11 protein-coding genes are annotated in these 18338 nt (G+C 70.7%); 5 read left to right on the top strand and 6 right to left on the bottom strand.

Going from position 1 to position 18338, the window contains the following annotated elements; translation table 11 throughout:
* Positions 1 to 84 precede the first annotated feature (84 nt).
* From WAF18_RS09060 to WAF18_RS09035, 6 genes are all read right to left on the bottom strand, one after another.
* Positions 85 to 4557 (bottom strand): amino acid adenylation domain-containing protein, encoded by a 4473-nt coding sequence (locus WAF18_RS09060; RefSeq protein WP_337244812.1) that lies wholly within the window; start codon positions 4555 to 4557, stop codon positions 85 to 87.
* Positions 4557 to 4802 carry a phosphopantetheine-binding protein gene (locus tag WAF18_RS09055; protein WP_183426800.1) on the bottom strand — a complete coding sequence of 82 codons (246 nt, stop codon included), beginning with the start codon at positions 4800 to 4802 and terminating at the stop codon, positions 4557 to 4559. The genes WAF18_RS09060 and WAF18_RS09055 overlap by 1 nt, the downstream gene beginning before the upstream one ends.
* Positions 4802 to 5434: an isochorismatase family protein gene (locus WAF18_RS09050; protein WP_337244811.1), complete on the bottom strand. Its 633-nt coding sequence runs from the start codon at positions 5432 to 5434 to the stop codon at positions 4802 to 4804. The genes WAF18_RS09055 and WAF18_RS09050 overlap by 1 nt, the downstream gene beginning before the upstream one ends.
* Positions 5435 to 5747: 313 nt before the next feature.
* Entirely contained in the window at positions 5748 to 7394 is a 1647-nt protein-coding gene (locus tag WAF18_RS09045) for an AMP-binding protein (RefSeq protein WP_337244810.1), read from the bottom strand.
* A gap of 16 nt (positions 7395 to 7410) precedes the next feature.
* The gene (locus tag WAF18_RS09040; protein ID WP_337244809.1) at positions 7411 to 8595 is read right to left on the bottom strand and encodes an isochorismate synthase; all 1185 of its coding nucleotides are present in this window, start codon (positions 8593 to 8595) and stop codon (positions 7411 to 7413) included.
* A complete protein-coding gene (locus WAF18_RS09035) occupies positions 8592 to 9803 on the bottom strand; it encodes an MFS transporter (protein ID WP_337244808.1) in 1212 nt (403 codons plus the stop codon). The genes WAF18_RS09040 and WAF18_RS09035 overlap by 4 nt, the downstream gene beginning before the upstream one ends.
* 255 nt (positions 9804 to 10058) lie before the next feature.
* Here WAF18_RS09035 and WAF18_RS09030 point away from each other — a divergent pair, with 255 nt between their 5' ends.
* The 5 genes from WAF18_RS09030 to WAF18_RS09010 all read left to right on the top strand — a co-directional run bounded on the left by WAF18_RS09030 (position 10059) and on the right by WAF18_RS09010 (position 18279).
* Entirely contained in the window at positions 10059 to 12119 is a 2061-nt protein-coding gene (locus tag WAF18_RS09030; protein WP_337244807.1) for a TonB-dependent receptor, read from the top strand.
* Between the two features lie 168 nt (positions 12120 to 12287).
* Positions 12288 to 14480: a FepA family TonB-dependent siderophore receptor gene (locus WAF18_RS09025; protein ID WP_337244806.1), complete on the top strand. Its 2193-nt coding sequence runs from the start codon at positions 12288 to 12290 to the stop codon at positions 14478 to 14480.
* Between the two features lie 19 nt (positions 14481 to 14499).
* Positions 14500 to 15537, top strand: coding sequence for an alpha/beta hydrolase-fold protein (locus WAF18_RS09020; protein WP_337244805.1), 1038 nt, complete (start codon positions 14500 to 14502; stop codon positions 15535 to 15537).
* A gap of 151 nt (positions 15538 to 15688) precedes the next feature.
* Entirely contained in the window at positions 15689 to 17062 is a 1374-nt protein-coding gene (locus WAF18_RS09015; RefSeq protein WP_337244804.1) for a YncE family protein, read from the top strand.
* A 167-nt stretch (positions 17063 to 17229) separates the two neighbouring features.
* A complete protein-coding gene (locus tag WAF18_RS09010) occupies positions 17230 to 18279 on the top strand; it encodes an ABC transporter substrate-binding protein (RefSeq protein WP_337244803.1) in 1050 nt (349 codons plus the stop codon).
* The last annotated feature ends 59 nt before the right edge of the window (positions 18280 to 18338 follow it).

Below are 18338 nucleotides of genomic sequence, written 5' to 3'. Positions count from 1 at the left end.
GTCTCCGCAAAGGGGGGGGCGTGGACGCGGTCGTACGCTGTGGCCTGACGCTTCAACGCGCGTCCGGCGCATCGCACGTCGCGCTCAGGGGTTTGGGTCGAAGGCCGCCAGCCGCGCGTCGAGCAGCGGCGCGATCGCCGCAGTCGCATCGCGACCGGTCAACTCGCCGTGCCGGAACGGCAGCTCGACCGCCTCGACCCGCGCCGCATGCGCCTGCCACAGCGCCGACTGCAGCTGCGGCCGGTCGACATGGTCGAGGCCGGCACGCACATGCAGCAGTGTGCCGTCATAACGCGTGTGGTGGTGCAGGCGCACGAGTCGATTGGTGTCGACGACCGCGCGCACCACACCGTCGAGCACGTGGCCCGGGAGATTGCCGAGCGCGCTGTCGCCGCGGCGCAGGAACTCGACGATCGCTTCGCGACTGCGCAACTCGGGATGACGGTCCGGGTCGTAGCCGGCGATCGCCAGCAACGCCCGCAGCGCATCGACCGCGTCGGGCTCGGGCTCGGCGCGCCAGCACTCGCTGGGATAGGCATCGAGCAATGCGAGCACGCCGACCTCGCGGCCGAGCGCCTGCAGGCGCACCGCCATCGCCTGGGCGAGGATGCCACCAACCGACCAGCCGAGCAGGTGCAGCGGGCCGGTCGGCTGCAACGCGGCCACGCAGCGGGCGTAGTCGTCGGCCAGCGCGTCGATGCTGCCCGGCAGCGGCTGCGCCAGGTCCAGCGCCGGCGACTGCAGCCCGTGCACGTCGCGCCGCGGACGCAGCGCGCGCGCCAATTCCCGATAGCACCACGCGATGCCACCGGCCGGATGCACGACGAACAAGGGCACACGCGCGGGCGCCGCGTCGCCACGCGCCAGCGTGATCGTCGGGCCGAGACCGTGGTCGGGCATGGCCTCGTCGGCGTCGAGCAGCGCGGCGATGCCGGCCACCGTCGGCGTCGCGAACAACGCGCCCAGGCCCGGATCGCGACCGAACCGGCGCTGGATCGCCAGCAGCAGGTGCACCGCGGACAACGAATCGCCGCCCAGCGCGAAGAAGTCGCCATCGCCGCCGACACGCGCGACCCCCAGCGCCTGCGCAAACAACTCGGCGACCGCGGCCTCGGTCGGCGTACGCAGGGCCACGAACGCCCCGGCATCGAACGCCGGCGCCGGCAACGCATCACGGTCAAGCTTGCCATTGGCCGTCACCGGCCAGGTGTCCAGCGCGACGAACGCGGCCGGCACCATGTAGTCGGGCACCTGCGCGGCCACGGCCGTGCGCAGCGCCTCGGCGTCGAACGCATCGGCGGCGACCGGCTGCAGATACCCGACCAGGCGTCGATCGCCGGCGCGGTCCTCGCGCACGATCACCGCCGCCTGCGCAGCCTGCCCACTGGCGACGATCGCCGCCTCGATCTCGCCCAGCTCGATGCGCAGGCCGCGCAGCTTGACCTGGTGGTCGCTGCGGCCAAGGAATTCGACCGCGCCATCGTCGCGCCAGCGCGCGAGGTCGCCGGTGCGGTACAGGCGCCCGCCGGGCCGATACGGATCGGCGATGAACCGCTCGGCGGTCAGGTCGTCACGGCCGAGGTAACCGCGCGCGAGCTGCACACCGCCCAGGTACAGGTCGCCGACGACGCCGGGCGGCAGCGGGCGCATGCGTGCATCGAGCACATACAGCTGCGTGTTCCAGACCGGAAACCCGATCGGCACCGGGCGCGAGGTGTCGTCGGCGCACGCCGGCCAGAAACTCACATCGACCGCGGCCTCGGTCGGCCCGTAGAGGTTGTGCAGCTCGGCGCGCACGCTGCGGTGGAAGCGATCGCGCAGTTCGGCATCCAGCGCCTCGCCGCTGCAGAACACCCGACGCACGGCCAAGCCGTCGGCATCGGGCACCGCCAGGAACGCGGCCAGCATCGACGGCACGAAATGCAGCGTGGTGATGCCGCGCACGCGGATCAACCGGGCCAGCGCGACCGGATCGCGATGCGCGTCCGGCGGCGCGACATCGAGCACCGCGCCGGCAATCAACGGCAGGAAGAACTCCCACACTGAGACATCGAAGGTCGCCGGCGTCTTCTGCAGGATGCGATCGGACGCGTCGACGCGGTAATGCGTGCGCATCCATTCCAGGCGATTGACGATCGCGCGATGCTCGACGACGACGCCCTTCGGCTCACCGGTCGAGCCCGAGGTGTAGATCACATAGGCCGCATCGCCTGGCTGTGCGGGCGACGCGAACGGCGCGTCGGCAGCGCCCCCACCCAACCCTCCCCCGCTCGCGGGGGAGGGCTCGATCGCCGCGGTCGTTGCCATCAACCGGGAAGCCCCGCCTCCCCCGCCTGCGGGGGAGGTCGGCGCCGTAGGCGACGGGTGGGGGCTGAGCTCGCCGAGGCGTTCCCCCCCACCCAACCCTCCCCCGCTCGCGGGGGAGGACTCGATCGCTGCGGTCGTTGCCAGCATCCGTGAAGCCCCACCTCCCCCGCCTGCGGGGGAGGTCGGCGCCGTAGGCGACGGGTGGGGGCCGGGCACATCGCGGCGTTCGCCCCCACCCAACCCTCCCCAGCCCGCGGGGGAGGGCTCGATCGCTGCGGTCGTTGCCATCAACCGGGAAGCCCCACCTCCCCCACCTGCGGGAGAGGGCTCGATCACCGCGGTCGGCGCGAGCATCCGGGAACCCTCACCTCCCCCGCCTGCGGGGGAGGTCGGCGCCGTAGGCGACGGGTGGGGGCCAGGCGCGTCGCGGCGTTCGCCCCCACCCAACCCTCCCCCGCTCGCGGGGGAGAGCTCGATCTCTGTCGCGCTGGCCACAGGCCAGTCGTCCGGCGCGAACAGCGGCACGTCGCTGGGCCAGCGGTCCGCCGTGTCGCATGCGGCAAGCACGCAGAGCGGCTGGGCCGAGCGCAGGATGCGGGCAAGCCGGTCGTCCGGGTGCGCGAGATCGAGCGGCAGGTAGGCGCCGCCGGCGCGCAGCACTGCGACCAGTGCGATCACGAGATCCAGCGAGCGCGGCAGCGCGACCGCGACGACAGCGTCAGGGCCGAGCCCGCGTGCCTGCAGTGCGCGCGCGAGCGCGCGGGTGCGGTGGTCGAGCTGGGCGTAGCTCAGCGTGATGTCGCCGAACGCCAGCGCCGGCGCATCCGGCGTTGCCGCCATCGTCGCCTCGATCAATGCGGCCAGCGTGGTGTCGGGCAGCGGATGGTCGGTCGCGTTGAAGTCCACCAGCGCGCGCCGCGCCTCGTCCGGTGTCGCCAACGGGATGTCGTCGATGCCGTCGGCCGTGCAGGCCGCGGCGAGAAATGCCTGCAGCCGCTGCGCGTGCGCGGCGATGGCGTCGGCCCTGTACAGCGTCGGATTGGCTTCGAACTCAAGCTCGAGCGCGGTCGCCCCGTCGCCACGGAAGCCGATCGTCACATCGTCGATCGGTCCGGTTCCCAATATCTCCAGCCGAACCTGCGCGCCGTGCAACCGAGGCGGACGGTAGAACGGCTGCACGTTGACCAGCGGGCCATGCAGCCGGCGCTGGCCGCCGATCAGGCCGAGATCGCGGCGCAACTGCTCGCCGCGGTAACGGCCGTGGCGTCGCCCACGCACCAGCGCGCGTGCGGTCGCCTGCACGAAGTCGGCCAGCGAGGCACCAGGCATCGCTGGCACGCGCAGCGGCAGCACGTTCATGACCATCGCCGGCACCCGCGCACTCGCACTACCCAGCCGGCCCATATACGGCACCCCGACCACCGCTTCGGCCTGCCCGGCCATGCGCCGGCAGTACTCGGCCGCCAGCGCGGTCAATACGTCCGGCCAGGGCTGTTCGAGCCGCTGCGCAAGCGCGAGCAGGTCGGCGCGCAACGCCGGATCAAGGCCGACGCTCAGGCGACGGCAGCCATGCGCGGCCGGCGCAAATCCAGCGCCCAGGCCGGAGACCGCCGGCATGCCGGCGAGCGTCTCGCGCCAGTAGGCCGCATCTTTGCTGCATTTCTCCGAGGCGGCGTAGGTCGCGTCCTCGGCGATCACGCCCTCGAGCGCCGCAAAGGGCGCGCCTGCGTCGGCGCCGCCGCAAGCAGCCCCGTACAGGGCCAGCACACGCTCGGTCAGCAGCGCCATCCCGTAGCCGTCGGTCGCCAGGTGGTGCACACGCAGATACCAGACGAAACGCTGATCGCCGAGCGCGTACAGCCGTTGCAGCGCCAGCCGGTCGCGCGTCGGGTCGACCGGCGTATCGCGGTCGCGCGCCAGCGCCGCCCGCGCAGCTCGCTCGGGCGCGTCCATGTGCGACAGATCGACGACCTCCAATGGTGGCAAATGCTCGGGATCGACGCCCATCCGCGGGCCATCGGCGGTATCGCGCATGCGCAGCGACAGCGCCGGTGCCTCGGCCGCGGCCTGCTCGGCCGCGCGCACGAATGCGTCCACGTCCAGCGGGCCATCGATCCACAGCGCATGCGCGGTGTTGAACGCTGGATTGTCCGGCGCCAACCGCTGCGCGTACCACAGACCCGACTGCGCCTGGGTCAGCGGCCAATCGCCGACGACCGGCACCGCGGACACCTCCACCGCCTCGGCCATCAGACGCGCTTCTGCTGCAGGTCCTGCACCACACGCCACCAGCCAGCCAGCGTGGTGTGCTCGGCCAGATGCGAGAACTCCAGCGGCAGGCCGGACTCGCCCCACTTCATCACCAGGCCAAGCACGCGCATCGAGTCCAGGCCCAGATCCATCAGATTGTCGTCATCGCCGATGTCCTCGGGCGCCTCGCCCAGCTGCCGGGCGATGTCGGCGCGCATGCGCGCCAGGGTCAGGGGGTCGCTCATCACAACAGCTCCAGAATCCGGTCGGTGGTCAGCGGCACACCGCAGGTGCGCGCAATCCAATGCAGCGCCATGTCATGGTCGGCGCGGGTGAAATCGGCAACGGCATCGGCAGCGACGAACGTCTGGATGTCGCGCTGGAACGCCTCGGTCGCCGTCGACAGCACGCCGATATGCGCGTAGACGCCCGTGATCAGCACCTGGTCGCGACCACGCGCCCGCATCAGCGTCTCGAGATTGCTGCGCTGGAACGCGCTGTAACGATGCTTGACCAGCACATGGTCGCCATCGGCCGGCGCCAGCGCATCGACGATCGCCTCGTGCTCGGGCACCGCACGCATGCCCGGGCCCCACAGATCGGCCTGCAGGCCCCGATCGCGCCGATCCTGATTGCCGCGTTGCGCGGTGTAGACCACCGGAATACCTCGGCTGCGCGCATGCGCCAGCAACCGTGCCAGGTTGGCGATCGCCGGCGCGATCGGCGCCGCCTGCGCCTCGTAGGCCGCCAGGAAATAGCGCTGCATGTCATGCACCAGCAACGCAAGACGCCCCGTCTCGGGCTGCCACGGCCCACGCGCGGCCGGCAGCTCGGCCGCCGTCGGCAACGGGTACGCAGAAATCGTCGGAAGGCCCATGTCTACTCGCTTAGTCCATCTGCAGTCGTGATCGCACGCCCGACACTCGCCTCATTCGCAGACGGCACGCGATCGGCATCGCAAGACAGAGCCGCGCTCACCGGAGGCACGATCGAAACGTCGCCAGCAGTGGACTGATGGCCGGTGGCCGCGCCAAGCGCGCCAGGGACGGTGCGCGCCCGAGTCAGGGCAGGATGCCCTGACCGAGGGACAAGCGGCTGCCGGCCAGCAGGCCGATGCCCCACTAACGCGGCAACAACGAACGGATGACCGGCGGCCACGCCAAGCACACCATCGGTGATACGCGCCCTGATCACGCGCCCTGCTCCGCAAGAAACCGTGCCCGCAACTGCGCACGCAACTCGCGGCGGCTCACCTTGCCCACCGCCGTCGTGCCGAACGCATCGACGAACACGATCTGGTCCGGCACTTTGAATGCCGCCAAGCCCCGCCCACGCACCCAAGCCTTCAACTCGGCAGGCCGCGGCCGCGCCTCGCCCGGAATCACGAACGCACAACTGCGCTCGCCAAGAAAATCGTCCGGGATCGACACCACCGCCGCATCGAACACCTGCGGATGCGCAAGCAGATGATCCTCGATCTCCTCGGCCGAAATCTTCTCGCCCGCCCGATTGATGTGATCGGTCGCCCGCCCCTGCACCACCAAATTGCCCTCGGCCGTCCGCAGGACCATATCGCCCGTGCGGTACCACCCATCATCGGTGAACGACCGCGCATTCGCCGCCGGATCATTGTGATACGCGCGGATCGTGTACGGACCGCGCGTGAGCAGATGCCCCGTGCTGCCCTCCGGCACCGGCGCACCGTGATCATCGACGATCAACACCTCGTCGTCAGGACTGATCGGCCGCCCCTGCGTCTGGACCACGACCGCTTCCGGATCGTCGAGCCGGGTGTAGTTGACCAGGCCCTCGGCCATGCCGAACACCTGCTGCAGCGTGCAGCCCAGCCCCGCGATCACCCGCCGCGCCGCCTCGGGCACCAGCTTGGCGCCGCCGACCTGCACCACCCGCAGACTCGACAGATCGTGCGCCGTCTTGCCGGCCGCATCGGCCCAGAGCAGCGCCAGCGGCGGCACCAGGCCGACGCAGGTCACGCGCTCGCGCGCGATCAGCGGAAACGCCACATCCGGGCCCGGCCCTGGGCTCAGCACCACGCGCGCACCGGCGTACAGCGCCCCGAAAAATCCAGGCGAGCTCATCGGGAAATTGTGCGCAGCCGGCAGCGCGACCAGATACACGCTGTCGCGATCGATGCCGCAGATATCGTTGCTGGCGCGGAAACTGTAGATGTAATCGTCGTGCGTGCGCGGGATCAGCTTCGACAGCCCGGTGCTGCCGCCGGAGATCTGCAGGAACGCGACCGACTGCGGATCGGGATCGCCCGGCAGCGCGGCACGATCGCCGTCGAGCGCGGCGACCGACACGAATTCCGCACCGTCACCAACCACGGTCACGTGGCGCACCGCCGGCACCTCGCGCTGCAACTCCCGCGCCAGCGTGCGGTAATCGAAGCCTTCGTACTTCTCCGCGCAGACGTAGGCGCTGGCCTCGGCCTTGCGCGCGAAATGCGCGACTTCGGTCAGCCGGTGCGCCGGCAACGCATACACCGGCACCAGTTGCGCGCGGAACAGTGCGCACACCACCGCGATGAATTCGGGCACGTTGCCCAACTGCACGACCACCCGATCGCCCGGCGCCAGGCCTTGGGCCAGCAGGCCGGCGGCGATGCGCTCGGCCTCGGCCCACAACTGCGCGTAGGTCCAGCGCACCGCGCCACCGACCACGGCGACCGCATCGGGATGCGCCGCCGCACGCGCGCGAAGGAAGCCGGGAAAGGTCTCGCCGCGCCAGTAACCGGCCGCGCGGTAGTGCGCGGCCTGCGCCTCGGGCCAGACCTGGCGCAGCGGCAGACGCTGCGGGGCGGAAGTGTCGCTCATGGCATCCTCGATCGAATCAGGCAGCGCGCACGTCGTCGATGTCCAATGCATCGAGCAGCGCGCGGAACTTGGCCGCGGTCTCGTCGACCTCGAGCGCCGGCTGCGAGCCGGCCACGATACCCGCACCGGCGAACAGACGCATCGAGCGGCCCTGCACACGCGCGCAGCGGATCGACACGTACCAGTCGCCATCACCCTGCGCATCGGTCCAGCCCACCGCGCCCGCATAGAACCCCCGGTCCACCGGCTCGAGCGCGCGGATCGCGGCCAGCGCGGCCTCGCGCGGCGTGCCGCAGACCGCTGGCGTGGGATGCAGCAGGCCGGCCAGCGCGGCCGAGGACAGCGACGGATCCTTCAAGGTGCCGACGATCCGCGTGCCCAGGTGCCACATCGTCGCGGTCGCATGCAGAGAGGGCGTCGACGGTGCCTGCAGCCGGCTGCACAGCGGCGCGAGCGTGTCGACGATCGCCTCGACCACATGCCGATGCTCGTCGTGGTCCTTGGCCGAGGCCAGCAGCGCCTGCGCCGCGCGCGTGTCCTTGGCCGGGTCGCGCGCGCGGCGCGCCGAGCCTGCCAACGGATGCGAGACCACCTCCAGGCCTCGGCGCGAGACCAACAGTTCGGGGGTGGCCCCGACCAGCCAGGCCGGCGCCTCACCCACGGCCACCGGCAGCGGTGCCACATACGTGGTCACGCTGGCATCGGCGCCCAGGCGCGAGGCCAGCGCCAGCGGATCGATCCTGGAGGCGGCATCGATCCGCAGGCTACGAGCGAGCACGACCTTGCGCAGCGGTGCGGCGGCGTCCACCGCATGCAAGCGGTCGAGGCAGCGCGCGACCGCCGTCGCATAGGCATCGGCAGCCGGTTCGGCCACATGCCCGCGCAACGGCGGCGGCCAGGCCGCAACTGCCACCGCATCGTCGGCTGTCGACAGGCCTGCAGGCTGGTACAGCGCATCGTCGCCGTGCGGGTCGAACGGCAGCGCCCCGACCAGCACGTCCGGCCCGTGGCGCCCCTGGGCGAAGAACGCAGCCACCCGGGCGCCGAGCGTCGATGTCGGCCCCGCAGGCAACGATGCGCGCCGGCCTTCTGCGGCGATCTGTCGCGATGGCCCGTGCAGGCGGAACCAGATCGATGCCGCAATCGGATCGCCGTCGCCGACAATCGTCTCGGGCCCTGCCATGAAGGCTGCCTCGGTCATAGCAGCGCCTCGCGCGGGTGCAGTGCCGCAGCCACCGACAGCACCAACAGCACGACGCCGATCAGCAGATACGGCGCGCTGGGCGAGACGCGGTAGAGCAGCGTGCCCAGCAGCGGGCCGACGACCATGCCCAGGCCCTGGACCGAAGCGATGGTGCCGGCGGCCGCGCCCTGCTCGTGCGCCTCGACCGAATCGGCCGCCAGCGCCTGGAACGACGGAAACACAAACCCCATGCCGAAGGCCGCGACCCCGTAGGCCAGCAACAACTGCCATTGCACGGCCACCAGCGCCGACGAAGTGAAGCCCAGCGCCGCGATCAGCGCGCCGATCGCGATCCAGCGCGCCGGCGGCACCGCGCGCAATCGCATCACCAGCGCCTGGGCGCACATCAGGCCCAGGCCGACCGCGGTCAGCGACATCCCGGCCGCGCGCGCGCCGTCGGTCGGCGACAGATCCAGCCGGTCGATCGCGAAGAAGCCGACCACGACCTGCGCGATCGTCACCGAGACCATCGCCGCAAACACCGCGTAGACCGGCAGGCGCAGGCGGCGATCGGCCACCGCCATGGTCGGGCGCGGGCCCGATCGCGGCGCCGACGCGACCGGCGCCGCGGGCAGCCGCCACCACAGCACCAGCAGCGACAACAACGGCAGGGCCGCCGCCAGGTACAGCGCCAGCGCGATGCTGCGGGAGGCGATCCAGCCGGCGGCAGCAGGGCCCAGCACCATGCCGACCGCGTTCGCGCTGCCCAGCCGCGCCATCACCGCGCCGCGACCGCCCGGCGGCACCGCGTCGGCGACCAGCGCCGCGGCGGTCGGCGGCACCGCGGCATAGAACAGTCCGACCAGCGCACGCGTGGCGACCAGCGCGAGCACCGACAGCAGCACTGCCGGCGGATGCCGCAACGCCAGATCGACGAACACCGCCATCGCGATATAGACCAGGGCGTAACCGATGAGGCCTGCGAGCAGGACGCGCCGGCGTCCGATGCGGTCGCTCAGCGCGCCCCAGCGGCGCGCCGACAGCATCCACAGCACGCCGGCCGCGGTCACCGACAAGCCGGCATGCCACTCCGCCAGCCCCAGCAACCGCACGATCGGGCCGACGACGGCGACGAAGGCCATCATCGCCATCGTCCCGGCGAACGCGGTGAACACCAGCGCCGACAGGCCGGGCACGCGAGGGGAGGACGCGGGAACAGCGGACATGCGCAAATCTCGATTCGCCGGCCGGGCCGGCGACAGGGCCAGGAACGACGGATCCGTCATCCCGCGCCGGCCGGCAACGCCCGAAGCGGGGCGGCACGACGCTGCCAAATGATACCAACTCTCATTTGCAATCCATAGCCGAATCAGTTGTTGAGAATCGTTCGCAAACAAGTATCATTCATGTTCATGTCTGCGCATGCCGAAGCCGGCCATCTGTCAGACCCCCTTCCTGCCCCGATCTCCCTCGGAGTCCCCATGTCACGCTGTCTCGCCCTCTCTCCGCTCGCGGCCGTGGTCGCGCTCGTTCTGGCGTCCCCCGCCGCTGCCCAGCCCGCTTCGCCGGCATCGACGGCGACCGACTTCGATACCGTCGTGGTCACCGCGACCGGCGTGCAACAGTGGATCCGCGACGCCCCGGCGAGCATCAGCGTGATCACGCGCGAGGAGATCGAGCGCAAACCGGTCAGCAGCCTCGGGCAGTTGCTCAGCACGATCCCCGGCGTGACCGGCGGCTACGCGCTGTCGGGCGCGCAGTCCAAGATCCGGCTGCGCGGCCTGCCCGAGCAGTACACGCTGATCCTCATCGACGGGCGCCGCCAGGGCAATTCGGCGGGTGTGAACTACCGCGACGACCTGGGCCCGCAGGATCTGAACTGGCTGTCGCCGGACATGATCGAGCGCATCGAGGTCGTGCGCGGCCCGATGTCGTCGCTGTACGGCTCCGACGCAATGGGCGGCGTGATCAACATCATCACCCGCAAGATCGCGCCAGAATGGGGCGGCACCGCGACCTACAACTACAGCCGCCCCAGCGACGACGCGCGCGGCGACATCATCCAGCTCGGCGCCCAGTTCAGCGGCCCGCTGACCGACCGGCTAGGCCTGCGCGTCGGTGCCAACCTCACCGATCGCGATGCCGATACCGGCGCGGGCTTCGCCCGGACCCCCGGCAGCAAATCCGAGAATGCCAACGCCCTGCTCAACTGGCGCATCAACGACGACCACACCATCGGCATGGAGGCCTCGCGCGGCGTGCAGCGCAACGTGGGTGGCGAGGCGGTCAGTGCCTGGGGCCTGTCGAAGCTGGTGCACACCGGCTACGTGGTCACCCACGACGGCCGCTACGGCGACGCCTCGACCTCCAAGATCACGCTGGTCCAGAACGACTACGAGGACGAGGGCAGCGCAGTCGGCAACCATTCCCAGGAGACCGTACTCGACGCCGTATTCAATACGGGCTTCGACTGGGGCATCCCGCACGCGCTCAACGTCGGCGGACAGTGGAAGCGCGAGGAACTGCAGAACCTCGACACGATCGGCACCGTGCCGGTGACCTGGACCGGCAGCGGCCGGATCAGCCCGAAAAACGAGGCAGACGCCTGGGCCCTGTTCGTCGAGGACCATCTGTCGCTGCGCGAGAACCTGACGCTGACGCTGGGCCTGCGCTGGGACAACACCGAGAACTACGACGACAACCTGAGCCCCCGCGTCTATGCAGTCTGGCATCCCTCGCGCGACTGGACGGTCCGCGGCGGCGTCTCGCGCGGCTTCCGCGCCCCCAATCTCAAGCAGGGTTCGGCCGGCGCGGCGACCCAGTCCGGCGGCAACGGCTGCCGCAGCCTGGCGCCCGAGGGCTGGACCAACGACACCACCTCGCCGACCTACCGGCCCAACGCCGACGGCACGCGTGGCTGCTACATGGCCGGCAACCCCAATCTCGAGCCGGAAACGAGCACGAACTACGAGATCGGCGCCGGCTTCGATCGCGGCGGCTGGTCGCTCGCGGCGACGTACTTCCACACCGACTTCGAGGACAAGATCGAACAGATGCCGCTCAGCAGCCTGCCCGGCTTCGACAGCAGCTATGTCAACGGGTTCTGGTGGACGGTCGCGCAGAACATCCAGGAGGCGCGCACCCGCGGCGTCGAGGCCAGCATCGTGGTGCCGCTGCACGAGCGCCTGACCTGGTCCACCAATGCCACCCGGATGCTCGAGTCCAAGAACCGCACCACCGGCGCCAACCTGCTGGTCGTGCCCAAGCTCACGGCCTACACCTCGCTGGACTGGCGCATCGACGACGCCTGGGCGCTGTCGCTGAGCGCCCAACACGTTGGCGAGCAGTTGATCTCGGCGACCAGCCCGACCTTCGCCAAGGCCTACACCACCTGGGACCTGGTCGGTGGCTTCGACGTCAACGCCCATCTGACGCTGCGTGCAGGCGTGCGCAACTTCACCGACGAATCGACGCTGGAAGACGGCAGCAACTACGACGGCGGCGGCCGCACGTGGTTCGTGGGGGCCACCGCACGTTTCTGAGCGGCCATCGCCATGCATGGGGCGGCCTGTCCGCCCCATGCGCTGGACGTCACGATTGAGAATCAATCTCATAAACCCTAAAATAACGAGGCCTTCACGCGCCTCGTCCTGCGCCGTCTCGGATCCCCCATGCCCGTTCGCTCCCGCCCGCTCCTCCGTCCCGCCCTGTTGACCAGCGCCATCGCCGCGCTGCTGCCGCTCACGGCTCTGGCCCAGACGCCGGAGGAAGCAACGACGCTCGACACCGTGCGGGTGACCGCCGAGCAGATCGCACGCCAGGCGCTGGGCGCGTCCACCGTGCTCGCCGACGACATCGAGCGCCAGCCGCCGCGCAACGACATCGCCGAGTTCCTGCGCACGTTGCCGGGTGTCAATCTGACCGGCAATTCGACCAGCGGCCAGCGCGGCAACAACCGCCAGATCGACATCCGCGGCATGGGGCCGGAGAACACCCTGATCCTGGTCGACGGCATCCCGGTGTCGAGCCGCAACTCGGTGCGTTACGGCTGGCGCGGCGAGCGCGACTCGCGCGGCGACACCGGCTGGGTGCCGCCCGAGCAGATCGAGCGCATCGAAGTGCTGCGCGGTCCGGCGGCTGCGCGCTACGGCAGCGGCGCGGCCGGCGGTGTGGTCAACATCGTCACCCGGGCGCCGGGCCCGCAGTTCGGCGGTTCGCTGAACGTCTACGGGCTGGTGCCTACCCACGGGGTCGACGGCGGCAGCCAGCGCGCCGGCTTGCAGATGAGCGGGCCGCTGTCGGGCCGGCTGTCGTTCCGCCTGTCGGGCAGCGCCGGCAAGGCCGAATCCGACGCCTTCGACATCAATCGCGACCATGCATCGCAGCGCAGCGGCAGCAATGCCGGCACCTTCCCCGCCGGGCGCGAGGGCGTGCGCAACCGCAACGCCGCGGCCAAGCTGCTGTGGGACGTGCTGCCCGGCCACCGGATCGACGTGGGCGCGGGGTTCAGCCGCCAGGGCAATCTCTATGCCGGCGATACCCAGAACACCAACCGCAATCCCGAAGTGCTCAAGTGGATCGATGCGGAGACCAACCGGCTCTACCGCCGGACGTTCGACATCAGCCATCGCGGCGAGTACGGCCAGGCCACCCGCTCACTGGCCTACGCCGCCGTCGAGAAGACCCGCAACACGCGGCTGCTCGAGGGCCTGGCCGGCGGCACCGAGGGCATCTTCATCGTTGACGGCGGCTTCGGCGACATCGACCTGCGCACGCTCACCCTGCATGGCGAAGTCAACCACACGATGACCGGCGACAGCGTCGACCACGTGCTGACGGTCGGCGCCGAGTGGGTCGACAGCCGACTCGAGGACAACGCCTCCGGCCTGAAGGACCGCAATCCGCAGCCGAACGTACCGGTGCCGCCGACCCAATGGAGCGGCCGCACCGATGCGCGCATCGCCTCGGTGTTCGTCGAGGACAATGTCTACATCGGTGACGCGCTGACCGTGACCCCGACGCTGCGCTACGACCACCATGACCAGTTGGGCGGCAACCTCAGCCCGGCGGTCAGCGCCGCGTTCGCGTTCCTGCCATCCTGGACGCTGCGCGCCGGCATCGCCCGCGCCTACAAGGCGCCCAACCTCTACCAGAGCAATGCCGGCTATTCGCTCTACAGCGCGGGCATCGGTTGCTGGGGCGGTGGCGGCCCGTGCTTTCTGGTCGGCAACGACGCCCTCGACGCCGAGACCAGCGTCAACAAGGAGCTGGGCGTGCAGTTCGCCGACGGTCGCGTGCAGGCCGGCCTGACCTGGTTCCGTAACGACTACCGTGACAAGGTCGAAGCCGGCCACGTCGCCATCGATCGCGTCGGCAACGTCGACGTGTTCCGCTGGGACAACATCCCCAAGGCGGTGATCGAGGGCCTGGAAGGCAGCATGGAGTTGCCGCTGGCGGACACGTTGCGCTGGAACACCAACGTGACCTGGATGCTCACCTCGAAGAACCGCAGCACCGGTGACACGCTCTCGACGATTCCCGAGTACACGATCAACACCGCGTTCGACTGGCAGGCCAGCGCGCGCCTGTCGCTGCTGGCCAAGGCCACGTTCTACGGCGAGCAGGTGCCGCAGCGCCTCGACTACCAGGGCCGCCCGGTCACCGGCAGCGCCGCCGACCGCATGCCGCCCTACGCACTCGTGGGCCTGAGCGGGCGCTACCGCATCACCGATCGGGTCAGCGTCACGCTGGGCGTCGACAACCTGCTCGACAAGCGCATCTTCCGCCGCGGCAACGCCTCGGGCGTCAACCTCGGCACGCCCAACGAGATCCAGGGCGCCGGTGCCTATACCTACAACGAGCCTGGACGCGCCTGGTTTGTCAGCACCAACATCGGGTTCTGAGCCCTCGATGCGCACGCCCATGCACACCCGCCGCCCCACCTCCCACCGCCCGATCCGCTTGGCGACGCTGGCCGCGGCCGCCGGCCTGTTGCTCGCGCTGCAGGCCGTGCCCTCGACCGCGGCCGCGCAGCAGCGCGATCCCACGCGCGCGATCGGCCAGACCGTCGCCGACCACGCCTCGCCCCACTACGCCTTCGAGCGCTTCGACGTCAGCAGCCCCGACGGCCAGCGCAGCTGGCGCGTGCACGTTGCGGTGCCGAGGGCGCCGGCACCGGCCACCGGCTATCCGGCACTGTGGATGCTCGACGGCAATGCCGCGCTGGTCGAATTCGACGATGCGCTGCTGGCCGAACTCGCCGCGCAGCCGGTGCCGCATGCACTGGTGTTCGTCGGCTATCCCAATGATCTGCGGATCGATGCACAGGCGCGCACGCGCGACTACACCCCGTTCGAAGGCGAACGGCCGGTGCGCGGCGGCGGCACGATCGTCGGTGGCGGCGGGGCCGACGCGATGCTCGAGACCCTCGAGCGCACGATTCGGCCCGAGGTCGCCCGCCGGGTGCAGACCGACCCGGCGCGGCAGACGCTGTGGGGCCATTCACTGGCTGGCCTGTTCACGCTGCATGCGCTGTACACGCGCACCGGTGCGTTCGACACCTATGCCGCAGGCAGCCCGTCGCTGTGGTGGGGCGATGGCGCGCTGCTGGGCGCGCCCGAGCAGCGATTCGTGGCCAACAATGCCGGCCGCCACGCACGCGTGCTGATCGGGTTGGGCGAAGGCGAGCGCACGCGACAGGTTGCGCATCGCGACCTGTCGGATCCGCGTGTGCAGGTCCACCTGCGCCGCATCGAAGCCGCGCCGCCGGACGCGGCGCACCGGCTTGCCGAGCGCCTGTCCGGCGTCGACGGCCTGCAGGTGAGCTACCGCGAGTTCCCCGAACTGACCCACGGCCCGATGTTCCGGGCCTCGCTGATGTGGACGCTCCATGCCGTTGCCGGCATCGCCGACCACAGCGACACGCCGAGCCACGCCGATGGCGTGGACCCGGCACGATGATCCCGGCGCGACCCAGGCCGCGCCCCGCCCGACCCGGACCCCGGCTTTGCCGGCGTCCGCCATCGCCACGACGTCCGACGTCCCAGCCACCGTGTTTCCCTTCTTCCGGCTGCACGTTCCGCCGGTTCTTTCAGCGCTCCAGGAGTCCGTCATGACAACCTCGCCTTCCCGCCGCCTGCGGCTGGCCGCCCTCGCCCTTGCACTTTCGGCCGTGACCGGCCTCGCCGGCGCCCAGGTGTTCAGCCAGCCCGATACCGACTTCAAGGGCAACGTCCGCGCCGCCAGCCAGGTCGTGCTGCCGGGCAGCGAGGTCGAGCTCAACGGCAGCGGCTTCAAGCCCGGCCAGCAGGTCACGCTGCTGCGCGGCGAGACCGTGCTCAACGCGCAGCCGTTCGTCGCCGACGCCCAGGGCGCCTTCAAGGGCCGGGTCGCGATCCCGGCCGATGCGGCCGTTGGCGTGCATCCGGTGGTCGTGCGCACCAGCGGCCCGGATGCGGCCTCGATCTTCGAGCTGAAGGTCTCGCAGCAGTTGCCGGTGTCGGGTGAAGCACGCTTCGACGTGCGCAGCGCCAAGCTCGCCCAGGGCCTGTACCAGGTGGCCTACAGCGCGAAGAACGACGCGCTGTTCGTGACCAGCGCGGTCGGCCGCCCGCCGGTCACTGTCTCGGCGCTGCAGAAGGTCGACCCGCAGTCGCTGCAGGTCGTGGCGAGCGCCACGCCCGGCGCAGCACCGGCCGGTGGCGTGTTCGCCGTGTACGGCGTCGGCGTCGACGACGCCAACGGCCACGTCTGGGTCACCAACACCCGCCAGGACACGGTCGCCGTCTACCGCCAGTCCGACCTGTCGCTGGTCAAGCAGTTCCCGGTCGGTGCCGTACCGCACGCGCGCGACGTCGTTGTCGACACCCAGCGCGGCCGCGTCTACGCCACCGCCTCGGGCGAGAATTTCATTTCGGTGTTCGACGCTAAGCAACTGACCCAGCTCGACAATATCGTCATCGAGTCCGGCGTGCGCGGCGAATCCTTCGCCCCGACCAGCCTCGATCTGGATGTGGCGACCGGCAAGCTCTACACCGCCAGCATGTCCACGCCCGAGGCCGCGGTCATCGACACCGCCAGCAACGCGGTGGAGAAGGTGGTGCCGCTGGTCAATGCGCGCAGCGCGATCGGCGTGGCCTGGAACCCGGTCGGCCAGCGTCTGCTGGTGGTGTCGCAGGGCAGCGACAACCTGCTGATCGTCGATCCGCAGACCGGCACGATCGACCACGACGTCTACGTTGGCGCCGGTGCGTTGAACGTGTCCTACGAACCGACCCAGCGCCTGGCCTACGTCGTCAACCGCGGCGCCGACACGATCACCGTGGTCGACGACAACGGTCAGGTCGTGGCGAACTTCGATGGCGGCAGCTTCCCCAACCACGTCAGCAAGGGCGCCGACGGCGTCGTCTACTCGGTCAACAAGGCGCGCGGCGCCGAAGACCCCAAGGGCGACCACATCCGCCGGATCGCGCCCAAGGCTCGCTGATCGCGCCGGCGGCGTGCCGAGACCGGTGCCCGCGCCACTTCGGTGGCGTAGGCAGCGCACGCGGCGCGCGGCCGCCCGATGGGCGATACCGGCTAAAATCCATATCCGCAGCGGCCGGCCCCGTCCGGCCGCTGCGTCTTCAACCGATTCGACAAGGTGACAGCCCGATGGTCCAGCGCGTCACGATCCGCCATGCGGCCCTGCTCGCCGCCAGTCTGGCCTGTGCCCTCGCAGGCTGCGCCCGCAACGGCGACGACGGCGCCGCCTCCCCGCACGCCGCCGCCGACACGGCGCTGCCCGATGGCTGGCGCCGGGTCGCAGGCACCGACGTGCCACAGGTCCCGCGTTCGACCCAGGATCTGCCGACGACCGTCCGCTCCGACGACGGCGTCGAGGTCACCATCACCGACACCAGCCGCACGATCGTCGGCAACGACGACATCGTCATGGTCATGGACGCGCTCGGCCTGTCGGACCAGGTGTTCGCCGCGCCGGTCAACAGCGTCACCGAGACCGGGCGCAAGGCGCCGCACCATTTCCTGTTCAACCGCACCACCGGCATCGAGGGCGTGCTGAGCCTCGACGGCACCTTGTTCGTCGGCAACAGCCTGCGCCGACACGGCAAGCTCGCGCAGCCGCTGCGCGATGCCGGCCATGCAATGATCATCGTCGACGAACTGCAGCCGGCCCCGGACAAGGTGCGCAAGATCGCCGCCGCCTTCGGCCACGCCGATGAGGGCGAGCACCTGGCCGCGCGCGTGCAGGCCCAGCTCGACGAGGCCGCCGGCATCGCCGCGCGCCACACCCGCCGCCCGCGGGTGATCCATGTCTCGGCCACCGGCGGCGGTGGCGCGCCCACTGTCGGCGGCGCCGACACCGCGGCGGCCGATGTCATCCGGCTGGCCGGCGGCATCAACGTCGGCGATGAGGCCCGCGTGGCCAACTACTCGCAGCTGAGCAACGAAGGCATCATCGCCGCCGATCCTGAAGTGATCCTGGTCAGCGAGGACGACCTGCGCGTGTTCGGCGGACCCGACGGCCTGTGGAAGGCCTACCCGACCCTGCGGCAGACGCCGGCGGGCATCGCCAACCGCGTCTGGGTGATGCCCGACCTGCAGCTCAAGGCGACCAGCGTCGCCAGCGGCACCGGCGCGCTGGCGTTGGCGACCGCGCTGGCCGAACTGGCCGCCGAGCTCGACGCCCAGCCCGGCGCATGAGTGCCGAGGGCCGCGCGACGCCGCGGCGCACCGGCCAGGTCAGGCGGCCGCCCGGCGGC

The organism is Luteimonas sp. gir (genome assembly GCF_037198055.1).
Lineage (GTDB): Bacteria > Pseudomonadota > Gammaproteobacteria > Xanthomonadales > Xanthomonadaceae > Luteimonas > Luteimonas citri_A.
Note: the sequence above shows the minus strand (reverse complement) of the source record. Positions and strands in the feature narration are given on the sequence as shown.